The 16,707-nt window shown below is 37.2% G+C and carries 14 protein-coding genes, 1 rRNA gene and 2 riboswitches; all 15 genes read left to right on the plus strand.

The annotated features are described in order from the left end of the window. Positions 1–189 precede the first annotated feature (189 nt). The gene (locus tag VK91_RS18810; protein ID WP_082148178.1) at positions 190–1,650 is read left to right on the plus strand and encodes a nicotinate phosphoribosyltransferase; all 1,461 of its coding nucleotides are present in this window, start codon (positions 190–192) and stop codon (positions 1,648–1,650) included. A gap of 18 nt (positions 1,651–1,668) precedes the next feature. Beyond that, on the plus strand, positions 1,669–2,493 hold the full coding sequence (gene nadE, locus VK91_RS18815; RefSeq protein WP_048395002.1) for an ammonia-dependent NAD(+) synthetase: 825 nt from the start codon (positions 1,669–1,671) through the stop codon (positions 2,491–2,493). Between the two features lie 159 nt (positions 2,494–2,652). Next, positions 2,653–2,973 carry a hypothetical protein gene (locus VK91_RS18820; RefSeq protein WP_048395004.1) on the plus strand — a complete coding sequence of 107 codons (321 nt, stop codon included), beginning with the start codon at positions 2,653–2,655 and terminating at the stop codon, positions 2,971–2,973. Positions 2,974–3,178: 205 nt separating this feature from the next. Continuing rightward, positions 3,179–3,802, plus strand: a complete 624-nt coding sequence (locus VK91_RS18825) for a nitrous oxide reductase accessory protein NosL (protein ID WP_048395007.1) — start codon at positions 3,179–3,181, stop codon at positions 3,800–3,802. 58 nt (positions 3,803–3,860) lie between these two features. After that, a complete protein-coding gene (locus tag VK91_RS18830; protein WP_231595733.1) occupies positions 3,861–5,132 on the plus strand; it encodes a nitrous oxide reductase family maturation protein NosD in 1,272 nt (423 codons plus the stop codon). After that, entirely contained in the window at positions 5,129–5,581 is a 453-nt protein-coding gene (locus VK91_RS18835; protein WP_231595734.1) for a nitrous oxide reductase accessory protein NosL, read from the plus strand. Before VK91_RS18830 ends, VK91_RS18835 begins: the two co-directional genes overlap by 4 nt. Continuing rightward, positions 5,581–6,381, plus strand: coding sequence for an ABC transporter permease (locus VK91_RS18840; RefSeq protein WP_048395020.1), 801 nt, complete (start codon positions 5,581–5,583; stop codon positions 6,379–6,381). Before VK91_RS18835 ends, VK91_RS18840 begins: the two co-directional genes overlap by 1 nt. Beyond that, on the plus strand, positions 6,378–7,058 hold the full coding sequence (locus VK91_RS18845) for an ABC transporter ATP-binding protein (RefSeq protein WP_053075732.1): 681 nt from the start codon (positions 6,378–6,380) through the stop codon (positions 7,056–7,058). The genes VK91_RS18840 and VK91_RS18845 overlap by 4 nt, the downstream gene beginning before the upstream one ends. Before the next feature lie 194 nt (positions 7,059–7,252). After that, the gene (locus tag VK91_RS18850; protein ID WP_048395021.1) at positions 7,253–8,197 is read left to right on the plus strand and encodes a MoxR family ATPase; all 945 of its coding nucleotides are present in this window, start codon (positions 7,253–7,255) and stop codon (positions 8,195–8,197) included. Next, a complete protein-coding gene (locus tag VK91_RS18855) occupies positions 8,194–9,375 on the plus strand; it encodes a DUF58 domain-containing protein (RefSeq protein WP_048395023.1) in 1,182 nt (393 codons plus the stop codon). The genes VK91_RS18850 and VK91_RS18855 overlap by 4 nt, the downstream gene beginning before the upstream one ends. Next, positions 9,372–11,555: a transglutaminase domain-containing protein gene (locus VK91_RS18860; protein ID WP_048395024.1), complete on the plus strand. Its 2,184-nt coding sequence runs from the start codon at positions 9,372–9,374 to the stop codon at positions 11,553–11,555. Before VK91_RS18855 ends, VK91_RS18860 begins: the two co-directional genes overlap by 4 nt. A gap of 32 nt (positions 11,556–11,587) precedes the next feature. Beyond that, positions 11,588–11,689, plus strand: a riboswitch (purine riboswitch). A gap of 155 nt (positions 11,690–11,844) precedes the next feature. Further along, positions 11,845–13,398 carry a glutamine-hydrolyzing GMP synthase gene (gene guaA, locus VK91_RS18865; protein WP_036076059.1) on the plus strand — a complete coding sequence of 518 codons (1,554 nt, stop codon included), beginning with the start codon at positions 11,845–11,847 and terminating at the stop codon, positions 13,396–13,398. A 174-nt stretch (positions 13,399–13,572) separates the two neighbouring features. Further along, complete coding sequence (locus VK91_RS18870) at positions 13,573–14,241, plus strand: MOSC domain-containing protein (protein ID WP_048395027.1); 669 nt, start codon at positions 13,573–13,575, stop codon at positions 14,239–14,241. Positions 14,242–14,450: 209 nt separating this feature from the next. Further along, a riboswitch (purine riboswitch) is annotated at positions 14,451–14,552 on the plus strand. 131 nt (positions 14,553–14,683) lie between these two features. Continuing rightward, the gene (locus VK91_RS18875; RefSeq protein WP_004230532.1) at positions 14,684–15,985 is read left to right on the plus strand and encodes an NCS2 family permease; all 1,302 of its coding nucleotides are present in this window, start codon (positions 14,684–14,686) and stop codon (positions 15,983–15,985) included. Positions 15,986–16,407: 422 nt separating this feature from the next. Next, positions 16,408–16,707, plus strand: a 16S ribosomal RNA gene (locus tag VK91_RS18880); the annotation flags it as partial.

Below are 16,707 nucleotides of genomic sequence, written 5' to 3' on the forward strand. Positions count from 1 at the left end.
TAGAAAAAAGGTTTTTATAAAGGGAATGAAAGCGGTACTAAAATTTGTGTCTAAAATGTGTACAGTTCTAAATTTTCTGACTATTTATGTTAGAAAACCTAACATCTACAAGAGGGAATGTAATACGCAAGAATTTGGGTATATAGTGTATACTAGGACTAATTATCAAAGCGGAAGAAGGGGTTTCTTTTGAGATCAAACTATGCAGATGATAGCTTAGCGCTACACACAGATTTATATCAAATCAATATGGCAGAATCCTACTGGGCGGATGGCATACATAATAAAAAAGCGGTTTTTGAATTGTATTTTAGAAAATTACCTTTTGGTAATGGCTATGCCATATTTGCTGGGTTAGAGCGAATGCTTGATTATCTTCGTGATTTTCATTTTAGTGAATCGGATATTGCGTATTTACGTGATGAAGTAGGTTATAAAGATGACTTTATCCAGTATTTAAAGAACATCCGATTTACTGGAGAAATGTATTCCATGGTAGAAGGGGAACTGGTTTTCGCTAATGAACCAATCGTCCGAATTGAAGCTCCATTAGTAGAGGCGCAGCTAATTGAAACAGCCTTACTTAATATTGTTAACTATCAAACATTAATTGCTACAAAGGCTAGCCGTATCAAGCAAATTATTAAAAATGAAGTGGCAATGGAATTTGGTACAAGGCGTGCACAAGAGATGGATGCTGCTATTTGGGGAACGCGTGCCGCGTTTATCGGTGGTTTTGCTTCCACAAGTAATGTTCGAGCAGGTAAACTTTTTAAAATTCCTGTCTCTGGTACACATGCCCATGCATTAGTACAAGCTTATAAAAATGATTATGATGCATTCCATGCTTATGCAAAACGTCATCGCGATTGTGTGTTTTTGGTAGATACTTATAATACATTGAAATCAGGGGTGCCAACTGCAATTAAAGTAGCTAAAGAGCTAGGAGACAAAATTAACTTTATTGGCATACGCTTAGATAGCGGCGATATTGCTTTCTTATCAAAAGAAGCTCGTCGTATGTTGGATGCTGCAGGCTTCCATGATGCCAAAATCATTGTCTCAAACGATTTAGATGAATACACCATCTTAAATTTAAAAGCTCAAGGAGCAAAAGTGGATGTTTGGGGAATTGGTACAAAGCTTATTACAGCTTACGACCAGCCTGCGTTAGGTGCAGTATATAAAATGGTGGCTATCGAGAATAGCGAAGGGCAACTTGAAGATACAATAAAAATCTCAGCTAATGCGGAAAAGGTATCAACGCCAGGCTTGAAAAATGTCTATCGTATTATCGATAAAAAGAATGGAAAGGCAGAAGGAGACTACATCACAATGCACGATGAAAATCCTCAAGCTGAGGAACGTATCAAAATGTTCCATCCGATTCATACGTTTGTCTCAAAGTTTGTCACAAATTTTGAAGCAAAAAATTTACATCAGCATGTTATTAAAAATGGAGCGATCAATTATCAAAACCCTACATTAGAGGAAATGCGTGATTACGCGGCGGAGAATTTAGAGCTGTTGTGGGATGAATATAAGCGTGCGATGAATCCTGAAGAATATCCGGTCGATCTCAGTCAAAAATGCTGGGATAATAAGATGCGTAATATTGAAGAAGTGCATGCGATGGTTAAACGAATGTAAAAAGGAGTGACGGGTGCAATGACTTTACAGCAACAAATTATTGAGGAATTACGTGTACTGCCTAACATTGATGTACAGAGGGAAATACGTAAATCAATTGATTTTTTAAAGGAATATGCAAAACGCTATAGTTTTGTAAAAGGTTTTGTTCTTGGTATTTCTGGTGGTCAAGATTCAACATTAACAGGAAAACTAGCGCAGTTGGCTATTGATGAATTAAATGCAGAAGAGGGAGAAATGAAGTATTCGTTTTTCGCTGTACGATTACCATATGGCGTACAAGCTGATGAACAGGATTGCCAAGATGCCATTGATTATATAAAGCCAACGAAGGTTTATACAGTAAATATAAAAGACGCAGTGGATGCTAGTGTGAGAGCTCTAACAAATGCGGGGGTTGAGCTGAATGACTTTGTGAAAGGGAATGAAAAGGCTCGTGAGCGTATGAAGGTCCAATATTCAATTGCTGCAATGAATGGAGCGGTTGTATTAGGAACAGATCATGCTGCGGAAGCTATTACAGGCTTCTATACAAAGTTTGGTGATGGTGGAGCAGACTTAATGCCAATCTTCCGTTTAAATAAACGACAAGGAAAGCAATTGTTAGCAGAACTTCAATGCCCTGAGCATCTTTATAAAAAGGTGCCTACAGCAGACTTAGAAGAAGATCGTCCCTCATTGCCAGACGAAGTGGCGCTAGGTGTGTCGTATGATCAAATAGATGATTATTTAGAGGGGAAAGAAATTCCAGAAGAACCTCGCCAAAGATTAGAAGGGTATTATTTGCGTTCCCAACATAAACGTCATATGCCAATTACAATATTTGATGATTTTTGGAAGTAAGATGAGCGAAAAGGGTTATAAAGAAAGTGGTTTCACTTTTAAAAATAGCTCTTTTCGCTCTTTTTTTATGTATTATGGTTCTATGTTGTTAATTGTCAGCATATAATGTCGATATAATTACCTATAAGGATAATAAAATGTAGGGGAGGGTAACTTTTTATGAGGACTTCTAGAGTGAGTGCAACGACAAGTAGTGTTTTTCGGCAGGAACAACAGTATTTACATGCTGGTGATCTCAGCCATAACTTTGGGCAAAATCCACAAAAGCAATTTCGTAATAGATTACAAAAAAATAAAGAGAAGACGTACAATTCAACAACTATTTCTGTTAATTCACAACAGCAGCAACCGATTACACCTATCCATATAGATAGCGCTAGTGATTTGGAAATTCGCCGTGAATTAAATGAGACGGCATTAAAGCTCAGTCGTTTAAACAAACAAAAGAAGCGTCTCAATAGTTACCGTTCTTCCATATAAGCCAAACTCTCCACATCAGTGTGGAGAGTTTTTATTTTTGAGGGGAAGTAAATGAAAGTACTAAATTCAAAATATTTGAAGTGAAGATGTTCATGGAATGTTCAAGGTAATTTTTCCATTTCTTCACAGCGATTTTTAACTAATTTCACAACTAATCTGTAGTGTAGGAGATGGCAACAAAAAACTAAACTTGGAGGATAAAGTTGTGAAAAAATTATGGTTACCTGCACTAATATTATTATTTGTACTTGCAGCTTGTGGTAGCGAAAAGAAACAGGTAGAAGAAACGGAAATTGAGCAAGAAGTTACGAAAAATGAATCAGAAACCGTGCAAGTTGCTTCATTAATAGATACACGGTTACAAGAGCCCGAAGAAGAGACAACTTGTGAAATGTGTAATATGAAAGTTTATATGAAAGACCATGAGATGGGTGTATTTTCAGCACAGGCAATAAAAGAAGATGGAACAATTGCTTTTTATGACGATATTGGCTGTTTATTAAATGCAGAGGTTGCTAATGAAGAAAAAAACGAAAAATTTGTACGTGATTTTGTGTCGAAAGATTGGGCAAAGATTGAAGATGTAACAATTATAAAAACAGAGCTGAAATCTCCGATGAACTGGGGCTATATTTATTTCGTGGACAAGGCTGAAGCAGATAAATATATGCAAGAAAATTCGAAAGCTTATGTGGAGGAACTACAAAAAATTAAAGATGATGCATTGGAGAGACGTAAGAAAATGATGCAAAAAAAGGCTGAGGATGAAAAAGATGCATCCGGTTCTATGCATTCGAATGAGATGAATCAAGAAGGGCACGGTCATTAAATTATAGACTAGGGGAAATCCTCTAGTCTTTTCTTGCTGAATGAGGAGGTGGAAAGTAATGAAGCAAATCATGTTGTTCTTTTTATTTTTTCTCATGACAAGTCAAACGGCGTATGCAGAATTTGATATTCAATATGCTATCGATCAAGCAAAAGCTGGAGATAGTATTCATATTCCTGCTGGTCGTTACCAAGGGAATTTCACGGTGAAGAAACCGATCAAACTGTACGGACAAAAAGGGACTGAGCTTTATGCTCAAAATGATGAACCTGTATTAAAAATTGAACATGTATCGAATGTTTCCATAGAAAATATAAGGATAACAGCAAAAAATAAAGGAATTGTTGCTAATGAGGCGGATAATTTAGAGCTAAGAGCTATTGAACTAAAAGATATCCGAGTTGGTATACATCTTCAACAATCAAGGCATATTCGAATTTTAGAAAATAGGATCATTGGAAATGAATCTCACTTTGCTGAAAAAGGAAATGGAATTGCGGTTTTTAAAAGTGAAGATGTCGTGATCGATCAAAATACGATCGAACAAGTCCAGGATGGTATATATGTTGAAGAAGGGACGCGAATAGATGTACAGCGAAACAAGGTAACAAATAGCCGTTATGGAACACATTTTATGTATTCAAGTAATGTGAAGGTGTTGTTCAATACATATTTACAGAATGTTACAGGTCTTATGGTGATGATGACTACTAATTTAGAAATAAGTAGTAATACAATTAGTGCTCATAATGGCTTCAATAGTTATGGACTTATGATGTATGACACACAGGAGGCAATGGTAAGAGAAAATAGCTTTCTACATAATCGTGTAGGGGTAGCGTTGCAGAAGAGTTCAGTGATTCAAATACAAGAAAATCGCTTTCAGATGAATCAAACTGCATTAGAAGGTACAAAAGTCGATGAGCGTTCGATCATTATGGATAATCAGTTTACAGGCAATATATTAACAGCAAGGTCAGACAATCGGGGATTACGTTTAATTCATAATTTTTATGATGATTATACAGGGCTAGATGTTACAGGTGATGGTTTTGGAGATGTTCCATATGTGGCTGTGTCAAGTTTTGGACAATGGATGGTGAGACAGCCGGTTTATCAATTTTTTGTGGCATCACCAAGCGTTGTTATCCTGACGTCACTAGATCAACAGATTAATAAAACAGAACGAAATCTACTGGTAGATAATGAACCAAAATTACTGAGCAATATGAAAGAGATAGAGTTTTCATTAAATATCTTACAATTAGTGATTGGTTTTATCGTGTTTATGGGAAGTTTATGGCTTTGGAAAAGGGGGATACGAGTGTGACTAGATGGATAATGATAGTAATTATATGTGGCGTTATTTTAGTAGGCTGTGGTGAAAAAACATACCTTCCACGTGAAATTAATAGTGAAACAGATGTTTGTGAAGTTTGTAATATGAGTATTGTTCATAATGAATACGCAGGGCAAATTGTTTTGAAAAATGGAGACTATGAGATTTTTGATGATATTGGATGCTTAATGGATTACATTGAGCTAAATGGCGATGGTGAAGTGGGAGCAGCCTATATTAAAAATAAAGCAACGAATGAATGGATTGACGTTTATAAAGCGATTTATGTGTACAACAAAAATTATTGGACGCCGATGAACTATGGTGTTATTGCATTTGCTACAAAAGACGAAGCCAAAGAATGGATGAATGATGAAGAAGAAGGTCAACTATTTGCCTATCGTGATTTGCTGACATTGAATTGGGGGATTCATGAGTGATGTTTGTAAAAATAGAGCTGAAGCAGATTTTAAGAAGTCGATGGATGCAACTAGTAGCCTTTCTGTTTACGTTTGTTTTCGTTGCCATAGTCGTCATTCAACAAATGGCTTTACCAGATATTGAAGGCTTTACACGTCAAACTGCATCATTTTTAAGTGTGTTATTATTTCTGCTGCCGCTATTTATCCTCACCATTGGTAGTATGAGTATAGCTGGTGATATAGAATCAGGTTGGTTATCGTTATTAAAAACATACCCTATGAAGCGGAAGCAATATATTACAGGCAAATATGTAGCTACGGTACTTGCGTTTTTATTAGTAATAGTAGTGGCATTTAGTTTTGTATTAACCGTAGGTGGGTTACTAGGTGGGGTACGGTTACCAATTGTTTTAGTTATTCTTACGCTATTATGTATTATTATCTTTGTGTCTTTAGGAATCTTGCTAGGGGTATTTGCAAAAACAAGATTATTTGCACTTGCATTATCACTTGTAGTATGGTCCTTTCTTTTATTGCTCATTTCTTATGCTTTAATGGCGATAGGTGCAGTTGTTTCAGGACATCTTTTACAAAAGCTCATCATCATAACGATACATATTAATCCAGTAGAATGGCTGCGCTTCGGCTATTTTATATTTAGTAATCAAGCTAGTGTGCTTGGTCCAGCCTTTTATGATGTAACGAGGTTTTACTTATCACCGCTTGGTCAGGTGGTGTATGGAATAATAACAATACTCTGGATTGTACTACCGTTAATGCTTGCTACGAAGCTGTTAAAGGAGGGGGAGCGGCGATGATTCTGTTAGAGGGAAAAAATGTAGCTAAGGTTTATGAAAATGATAGAGGATTAAAAGAAGCCTCCTTTCAGCTGCAAGCTGGTCGAATTCTTGCATTGGTTGGAGGAAACGGGGCTGGGAAGAGTACTTTGATTCGTTTGTTAACGGGTCAAGAGAAACAGCAATCTGGTGAAATAATATGGCATCAACCACAAACAATCCGTTTTATGCCTGATGATGTAAACTTTCCAACTATGCTAACTGCAGCTGAAATATTAGAGCTGTTGGCATCTTTAAAACAAGTAGATAAATATGAGCAAGAGAATGTACTGAAGCGTGTTTCCTTGTGGGATGTTCGGAAGCAAAGAGCTAAACACTTTTCCAAAGGGATGCTCCAACGGCTAAACCTAGCCCAGAGCTTACTTGGTAGCGGGTCATTGTTAATTTTAGATGAGCCAACGAATGGTCTAGATCCCTTTTGGATAGCACAGTTGAAAAACATGATGCTGGAGGAGAAGAAAAAAGGCAATACCGTTATCTTCTCTACTCATTTGCTATCTTTTGCTGAAGAAATAGCAGATGATGTATTAGTTTTACATGAAGGTGAAATTATCATTTCTGGGGCGATATCTGAAATTTTCTTGCAAGAAAATTCTACATCTTTAGAAGAAATATGGTTAAAAAGATTGAATTTGTAACATTCTAATGGTTAATGACGTTATATAATAAGGATTAGGCTTGTTTGGATGTTATCAAACAAGCCTTTTTTATGAATGTTCGTAGGAAGTAGAAGTTTCAGATAATTGTTTTACAAGACAGATTTCGCTATGCTTAGATTAAGTTTGCTTGCAATTCACACAATTGCTTGATGGAATGGGAGGCTTTTCGATTAATGAATGCTCAAATACAGAATGTTTTAGAAAATATAGAAAAAGTAATGATTGGTAAAAGAGAAGTTGCTGAGCTCAGTATTGTCGCATTATTAGCAAGGGGACACGTTTTATTGGAGGATGTACCTGGAGTAGGAAAGACAATGATGGTGCGAGCACTTGCAAAATCGTTTGATGCACAATTTAAGCGTATTCAATTTACACCAGATCTATTGCCATCAGATGTAGTCGGTATTTCTATTTATAATCCCAAAACAATGGAGTTTGAATTTCGTCCAGGGCCAATCATGGGGGATGTTGTATTAGCCGATGAAATTAACCGAACGTCACCGAAAACTCAATCAGCGTTGTTAGAGGGGATGGAAGAGGCTTCTGTTACAATTGATGGGAAAACGCTGATGATCAATCAGCCATTTTTTGTGATGGCTACACAAAACCCGATTGAACATGAAGGTACCTATCCTTTACCTGAAGCACAACTAGATCGATTTCTCTTAAAGATAAAAATGGGCTATCCATCTAGGGGGCAAGAGGTTGAAATTTTACGAAGAGCTGAGAATGGTAAAGCCATTGAAAAAATCGAAGCAGTATTATCGGTAGCGCAATTAATCGAATTACAGGAACTTGTTCAAGGTGTGTATGTAGAAGATTCTGTTAAAAATTATATGGTGGAGCTTGCTACCCTAACAAGAGAAAATAATTATGTCTATTTAGGTGTGAGTCCACGTGCCACAATAGCGCTAATGAAAGCTTCTCAAGCTTACGCATTTTTAAAAGGACGAAGCTATGTTACCCCTGATGATGTTCAATATTTAGTGCCATTTGTTTTTAACCATCGTTTAGTTTTAAAACCAGATGCACGCTATGATAACGTGACAGCAGACGAAATTATCCAGCGGATCATTGCTAAAACACCAGTTCCGACAAAGAGGTTTGCAGAACAATGAGGCAATGGAAAGCTTTTGTAGAAAAAAGCAAACATTTCCTATTAATCGCTTTCTTGATGATCGTAACATTTTGTTATGCAATGTTCCAAGGTGGGTTTGTGAGCTGGTTTGTATTTTTTACGGTTAGCCCATTTTTAGTATATGCATTCATTTTCTTTGTCGTTAGAGAAGATATTTTACTAATCGAACGCAAGATTGACCCGATTCATATAGAACGAGGTCAATCAGCGAAGGTGCTTATTACGATAGAACGTAAAACACGTTTTCCATTTGCCTATATCGTAATGGAGGAACTTGTGGATAGTGAGGGATTAGTGCAAGCTAAAATACAAAATGCGAATGCCATTAAGTTCGTTGGATTCAAAAAGACCTTTAGCTGGCAATATGAATTGGAAAATATGCCACGTGGTGAACATCGCTACCTAGGTGTTACAATTGTTTTCTATGATTTTTTTGGCTGGGCTAAAAAGGTTGTCGTAGCAGAAAAGGACCAAACTATTTTAGTTTACCCAAGAATACAAGAGATGAAATATGCTGCGCTTCAAACAAAATATGATGTTGGCCCGATGATGTCACCATACTCTATTGTGAAGGACACATCGATGGCTGTTGGATTAAGAGAGTACGTTCCAGGAGATCGTTTTTCATGGATTCATTGGAAATCATTTGCACGTACACAAAAGTTACAGTCTAAGGAATTTGAGGATCGACAATCATCTGAACTAATGTTAGTGCTAGACGCTACAAAATCCTCGATGTTTGAAGAAAAAGTGGAGTTAGTAGCTTCAATGCTACAAATGATCGTTCAGGAACGAGGAGATTTATCATTTATTTCTGCTGGAGCAATGACGAAAGTATTCCCAGCTATACAGGGTGACAAGCATTTAGATCAAGTCATGTATCATTTAGCTGCGATAAAACCTACAGAGAATGTCAAGTTTCGATTTCATGACCAACAAGCCTTTAAACAAGTTGCAACACTGCTTTATGTGACAAGTGATGTTTCAGATGAATTCCTACATACTCTTGCGAATATAGTGAAAAGCTGTATTTGTTTTGTAGTGGCAAAGCAGCCACCAGTGCAATCTGAGCTTGCGATGCGGTATAAACATATACAAGTTATTTATGTAAATCCAGCAGATTTCTATCATTTATTCACGGAGGTGATAAGACCGTGAAGCAATCATTAGGAGAATTTTTAGAATTAGCCATAGCTTATGTTATTGTATTTTTCATTTTGCGTGAATGGCTTATTCCCATTATGCAATTAACGAATACAGGTGGGATGCATCTTTTCTTAGTGTTTATCGGTATGTCTTTAGCGCTAAGTCTTTTCCGCGTACATCCTTTATTATCAGGATTAGTGAAGTTTGGTTATATTACCTGGTTTGTCGTTTTTATCTATAGCCCTAGTCCTGTATTATCTGGTGATACATTGCCTTTTTTATTGGCTGAATGGAGAGGGAACATGGCCACGATTCTAACAGGTGACTTTGGACAGGTTTCAGATGTTTTCAGAACAGTGTTATTTCTTGTATTGATTTGGATGCTGGTCTATTTAATTCACCATTGGGTTTCGGTGCGAAAAAATATATTCTACTTCTTTGCCATGACCGTATTCTTTATTGCTACTTTGGATACATTTAGTGACTATGACGGTAAAGCGGCAATTGTAAAAGTTGTTGTTTTAGGATTAATCATGACAGGTGTTCTTTTTGTCAAGCGCCTATGGCTTCAAGTAGAAACTACAAGTACGGTAATGGAAAAATGGAAAATTGTTATTCCCATGCTAGTATCTGTATTACTCGTTAGTTCTGTAGCATACTTTTTACCAAAGACTGGGCCAACATGGGCAGATCCGGTGCCGTTTATCCAAGGGGTTACTGGACAAGACGGAAATGGAAATGGTCAAAAATCAGTCGGTTATAGCCAGGATGATAGTCAGTTAGGTGGTCCGTTCCAAGGAGATAATACTTTAATATTCACTGCCTCTTCCCGTGATCGTCATTATTGGCGTATTGAAACAAAAGATACGTATACGTCAAAAGGTTGGATTGTTTCAGAGGGGAACTTTGGGAAAAATGTTTATGAGTCAAATACACCCATTCTGACTTCTTTACAAGTAGGGCCGCCCGAAAGTGAACGTCAGATTCAATTAGATATTGCTGTTCCAATGCCATTTTTAATTCAAACATATGGTATGCTTTCTGTTTCGGCTCAAGATTCCACTTTATTTATTCAAGATGAGCAGACTGAAAGAATGAATATAGAACAACAGGTAGGGGAATCGAAATCATTATCAAACTATTCATTGTCTTATAGTGAGCCTGTTTATAGTATGGAGCAGCTCCAATTGTCATATCCAGCAACACTTGAAACAATGGATTCTTCCTTTGATCGATTTTTGCAGTTACCTAACCAACTTCCTCAGCGTGTAAGGGACTTAGCGTCTGAAATAACGCAAAAGAAAGATACGGTTTATGAACAAATTAAGGCTGTAGAAAGTTATTTTAGAACAAATGGTTTTAAGTACGATAAAACGCAAGCTGCCATTCCTGGTGAAAATCAGGATTATGTCGATCAATTTTTGTTCGATACAAAAGTTGGGTATTGTGATAATTTCTCCACTTCAATGGTGGTACTTTTACGCTCAGTAGGAATCCCAGCTAGATGGGTGAAAGGCTTTGCACCTGGGACTGCAGGACCTATGTCAGATGGATTACGCGAATATCGCATCACGAATGACAATGCGCACTCATGGGTAGAAGCTTTTATACCTGGAACGGGATGGATGGAGTTTGAGCCTACAATCGGCTTTTCTGGGAATGTTAACATCGATTATGATATTCCGTTAGATACGTCTGATGAGGAGGAAGTGGCGCAGCCAGAACGAAAACCCGAGCAGCCACAACCACAAGAACAGGTAACCGAGAAGGAACAGACAAAATCAACATTTAGCTTTGATGCAATGTGGTTATGGATGAAAAAGTTTGCCTATGTTTGGGTGATAATTGTTGTATTATTAATAATCACAGGTATTTCTTTATTCTTACAGCGTAAAACGTGGATTCCTAAGATGCATGTTCGAGCATACCGTAAAAAAGTAGCGGATTGGTCAAATTTCGATTCTTCCTACCATGTTTTACTGAAGCAATTATCCCGTATTGGTTTGCGGAGAAAAGATGGAGAAACGTTAAGTGCATTCGCAGAGCGTGTAGATTCAGCATTAGAAACAGATGAAATGCAAAAGCTGACGGTAGTTTACGAGCAACATATTTATGGGAAAGACAAAGAAGATGTTGATTTTGTGAAGCTGAAAGAAAGTTGGGAATATTTAATCAATCGCACTATCAGTTGATTTTAACGTAGACAAAGAGTAAAATGAAAAAAATTAAATGCAAGGATTGCTTTCATATAAGTTCGATAATAGGGTTCGGATGTTTCTACGAAATCACCTTAAATGATTTCTCTATGAAGGCGGATGTTTTCGTTAGGTGAAAAGTATAGTAAATCACTTTACTTTGCTACGCATTCGCCTTTATCAATATTCTAGAGCTTATGAACGCGTAGAAAGTTTTTTTACTTTCTTCGCGTTTTTCTTTGAACACATGAAAAATCCTTTAAAAATAATAGAAGAGGTGGAAATTTTGACAGCTAGCCCTTTATTAAAAGAGCAAGAAAAAATCGTTGTACTAGACTTCGGTAGCCAATTTAACCAATTAATTACACGTCGTATTCGTGAATTTGGTGTTTTCAGTGAATTACATCCACATACGGTAACTGCAGAAGAAATTAAAGATATGAACGCAACAGGTATTATTTTCTCAGGTGGTCCAAACTCTGTTTATGATGAAAATGCCTTTCATGTGGATCCAGCTATCTTCGAATTAGGTTTACCGATTTTAGGTATTTGCTATGGTATGCAATTAATGGCCCATACAAACGGCGGTAAAGTTGAAGGTGCTGAAACACGCGAGTATGGTAAAGCCGAAATTCAAGTAACAACACCAAACAAATTATTTGGTGAATTACCTACAGAACAAATCGTTTGGATGAGCCATGGTGACCATGTAACAGAAGTTCCAGCTGGATTTGAAGTCATCGCAACTAGTGCATCTTGTCCGATTGCTGCAATGGCAAACGTTGAACGTAAACTATATGCTGTACAATTCCATCCAGAAGTACGTCACTCTGTATATGGTAATGATCTATTACGTCAATTCGTATTCGACATCTGTGAAGCGAAAGGCGATTGGTCAATGGCAAACTTCATTGAGCTTGAAATTGCAAAAATTCGTGAAATCGTTGGCGATAAAAAAGTATTATGTGCACTTTCTGGTGGTGTAGACTCATCAGTGGTAGCGGTGTTAATCCATAAAGCAATAGGCGATCAATTAACTTGTATGTTCGTAGACCACAACTTAAACCGTAAAGGCGAAGTTGAACAAGTAATGAAAACATTCACAGAAGACTTTGACATGAATCTTATTAAAATTGATGCACGTAAACGATTCATGGACAAACTTGCTGGGGTTTCTGATCCAGAGAAAAAACGTAAAATTATCGGTAATGAATTCATTTATGTGTTTGATGAAGAGGCATCTAAGCTTGAAGGTATGGATTTCTTAGCACAAGGAACTCTTTACACAGATATTATTGAATCTGGTACTTCAACTGCACAAACAATCAAATCACACCATAATGTTGGTGGTCTTCCTGAAGATATGCAATTCCAACTAATTGAGCCACTGAAAACTTTATTTAAAGATGAAGTACGTGCACTAGGTTTAGAGCTTGGACTAGACGAAAAAATCGTTTGGCGTCAACCGTTCCCAGGTCCTGGATTAGGTATCCGTGTGCTTGGTGAAGTAACAGAAGAAAAATTAGAAATCGTTCGCGAATCTGATTTCATTCTACGTGAAGAAATCGCAAAAGCTGGCCTTGATCGTGACATTTGGCAATATTTTACGGTATTACCTGATATCCGTTCAGTAGGTGTAATGGGCGATGCTCGTACGTATGACTATGCAATCGGTATCCGTGCCGTTACATCTATCGACGGTATGACTTCTGACTGGGCACGTATTCCTTGGGATGTACTAGAGAAAATCTCCGTCCGCCTTGTAAACGAAGTAAAACACGTGAACCGCGTGCTGTATGATATTACATCTAAGCCACCAGCAACGATTGAGTGGGAATAATAGCAAAAGCCCTAAAAGCCCTGAGAGGTTTTTAGGGCTTTTTTTGATTTATTTCCTTCTGAATTTATGGCTTAATGAAGTATCTCAACTGCAAAAATTGCTGGTAAAGTGTTGTATGTAGTAAACTAAATGAATGCACAAGAAATTATACTATTCAGATTAGGGGGGATTTAAATGGAGAAAAATAAACCAATGATTCATACATTAACGGTTGGGATGCCAAAAGAATTGGTTGATAGTAAAGGACGTTCAATGATTACAGGGATTGAAAAGCAACGAGTGCAAGAAGTTTATTTGTCCTCTCAAGGCTTTGAAGGGGATGATGTGGCAGATAAAAAACATCACGGTGGCCCTGATCGAGCAGTTTGTTTATATCCTGCGGAGCATTACATACAATGGGAACAGGAACTTGGAAAAACGTTACCCGTTGCTGCATTTGGCGAAAATTTAACCGTAACAAATATGTTAGAATCAGATGTTTGTATTGGTGATATTTATAAAATTGGAGATGCTGTCATTCAAATTACACAGGGACGTATTCCATGTAGTACGATTGATAGATATACCGAGGCAAACACATTACTCAAACGTTTAATTGAAACAGGCTATACAGGTTTCCTTGCGCGTGTACTTGAAGAAGGGACAATCTGTGCAGATTCAACAATTGAGCTTGTAGAAAAGCATCCTGCACGTATCTCTGTTTTGTATTGCAATGAAGTGTACTTCAAAAACAATGATGCAATCGCTATGAAACAAATACAAGCAGTAGATGCATTAGCAGAAGATTGGAAAGAAAAATTAGAAAAAAGAATTCAAGTCTTGCAAAGTAAAGTGATGAGTTAAAACATACGTTCAAAAGAAGGATCCTCTAGAATTTCTAGGGGATTTTTTCTTTAAACTAATTGCTGAAATGTTCAGTACAAAGCCTCTTTAGTAATACATTTAATAGAACCTGAACATTAAATAAGAATTTTACACGAACTTTCGCATTTCTTTTTAGAAAAATGTTCGGAAATAGGGTTGAAATCTAAAAAACGAAATGATATATTACGAATGTAAATTAAATACGTCGTCGTATAATGTCGGGGATAAGGCCCGTGAGTTTCTACCAAGTTACCGTAAATAACTTGACTACGATTTAGGTTTATACATAAATGTATAAACACTAATTTGTTTCACACACTAATTGTGATGAAATATATCGTAGACATGCGACTAGTAGAGTAGTCAGCGTGTCTTTTTTGTTTTCGATATTGAAGACGACCACACGGAGGATTTTTTGATAATGAAAAAATATTTCATGTTCGATGAATTAGGAACTAATTATCGCCGCGAAATAATAGGCGGTATTACAACCTTCCTTGCAATGGCATATATTCTAGCTGTTAACCCAGGTATTCTAGAAAATGCAGGGATGGATAAAGGTGCTGTTTTCGTAGCAACAGCATTAGCAGCAGCAGTCGGTTCTTTGATTATGGGGATTTTCGCTAAGTTTCCGATTTCACTTGCTCCTGGGATGGGGTTAAATGCATTCTTTGCATTTACTGTAGTCGGAGCATACGGTATTCCGTGGCAAACTGGTTTAACAGGCGTGTTCTTCTCAGGGATTATCTTTATTATTTTATCTTTAACTGGTATCCGCGAAACTGTTATTAATGCTATACCAGTACAACTTAAATATGCAGTTTCTGCAGGTATTGGTTTATTTATAACTTTTGTTGGTTTACAAGGAGCAGGGATCATTGTCGATAGCCCAGCTACTTTAGTCACTTTAGGAAGTTTCACAGGCGCTACATTATTAGCGGTATTCGGAATTATTCTTTCAGTTATTCTTATTATTAAATTGCGCAGTATCGGTATTTTCTTAGGGATGGTGATTACTGCAGTTATTGGGATGATCACAGGTATCATTGATCCTCCGACAGCCGTTGTATCAGCTATTCCAAGTGTAGATTCTACATTCATGGTAGCACTAGAACCACTTGGTGACTTCGGTACATTATTTAACGTGAAGTTTTTAGTAGTAGTGTTAACATTCTTGTTTGTTGATTTCTTTGATACAGCTGGTACTTTAATGGCTGTAGCGACACAAGCAGGTTTAGTAAAAGATAATAAATTACCGCGTGCAGGACGTGCCTTAATGGCAGATGCACTAGCAACAACTATCGGTTCTTTATTTGGTACGTCAACAACAACAGCGTACGTAGAGTCAACTTCTGGAGTTGCTGCAGGCGCTCGTTCAGGATTTTCAGCAGTCGTAACAGCAGTACTGTTCTTAGTTGCATTATTCTTCTCACCATTACTAGCAGTGGTAACACCAGCAGTTACTGCTCCAGCTTTAGTAATCGTAGGGGTACTAATGGTATCGTCCTTACGCTTAATTGATTGGGACAAATTCGAAATAGCAGTACCTGCATTCTTTACAGTATTAATGATGCCACTTGGTTATTCAATTGCTACTGGTATTGCAATCGGCTTTGTATTCTACCCAATTACAATGTTATTAGCAGGTCGTAAAAAAGAAATTCACCCAATGATGTATGGTCTATTCTTTGTTTTCCTTGCATACTTCATTTGGGTACGTTAGTTAAACAGACACCTTTAATTGTTAGTAAGTTGCTAACAATTAAAGGTGTTTTTTATTGAGTTGATCCAAAATAAAAGAAGGTATTATTTTTACATTTATATAGAAGAAACTCGGTTTTAAATAATGCGAATAGTTTTACTTTAATGAAACACTTGCAAACTTAAATTTATGATGATATATTTAAACACGTTGTTACGAAATAAACGAACAACTTAAAAAATATTAACATAAACAGTTGACAACGAGTTAACATTATGTTAAATTATAAAAAGTTACTTAGTGTAACTAGTAAATGAACCTTGAAAACTGAACAAGCAAAACGTAATCAATAAAGTTTTAAGTAGCTAGTTTTGCTAGTGAACAAAATAAAAATTTTGGACATCAAACATGATGCCAGCAAAATTTGAGCTAATCAAATTTCTTTTATGGAGAGTTTGATCCTGGCTCAGGACGAACGCTGGCGGCGTGCCTAATACATGCAAGTCGAGCGAACAGAAAAGGAGCTTGCTCCTTTGACGTTAGCGGCGGACGGGTGAGTAACACGTGGGCAACCTACCCTATAGTTTGGGATAACTCCGGGAAACCGGGGCTAATACCGAATAATCTCTTTTGCTTCATGGTGAAAGACTGAAAGACGGTTTCGGCTGTCGCTATAGGATGGGCCCGCGGCGCATTAGCTAGTTGGTGAGGTAACGGCTCACCAAGGCGACGATGCGTAGCCG

Source organism: Lysinibacillus sp. LK3 (assembly GCF_001043675.1).
Lineage (GTDB): Bacteria > Bacillota > Bacilli > Bacillales_A > Planococcaceae > Lysinibacillus > Lysinibacillus capsici.

Coding starts and splice junctions, on each gene's coding strand:
- nadE (WP_048395002.1), top strand. CDS start 1,669: ATGACTTTACAGCAACAAATTATTGAGGAATTACGTGTACTGCCTAAC.
- VK91_RS18820 (WP_048395004.1), top strand. CDS start 2,653: ATGAGGACTTCTAGAGTGAGTGCAACGACAAGTAGTGTTTTTCGGCAG.
- VK91_RS18830 (WP_231595733.1), top strand. CDS start 3,861: ATGAAGCAAATCATGTTGTTCTTTTTATTTTTTCTCATGACAAGTCAA.
- VK91_RS18840 (WP_048395020.1), top strand. CDS start 5,581: ATGTTTGTAAAAATAGAGCTGAAGCAGATTTTAAGAAGTCGATGGATG.
- VK91_RS18845 (WP_053075732.1), top strand. CDS start 6,378: ATGATTCTGTTAGAGGGAAAAAATGTAGCTAAGGTTTATGAAAATGAT.
- VK91_RS18850 (WP_048395021.1), top strand. CDS start 7,253: ATGAATGCTCAAATACAGAATGTTTTAGAAAATATAGAAAAAGTAATG.
- VK91_RS18855 (WP_048395023.1), top strand. CDS start 8,194: ATGAGGCAATGGAAAGCTTTTGTAGAAAAAAGCAAACATTTCCTATTA.
- VK91_RS18870 (WP_048395027.1), top strand. CDS start 13,573: ATGGAGAAAAATAAACCAATGATTCATACATTAACGGTTGGGATGCCA.
- VK91_RS18875 (WP_004230532.1), top strand. CDS start 14,684: ATGAAAAAATATTTCATGTTCGATGAATTAGGAACTAATTATCGCCGC.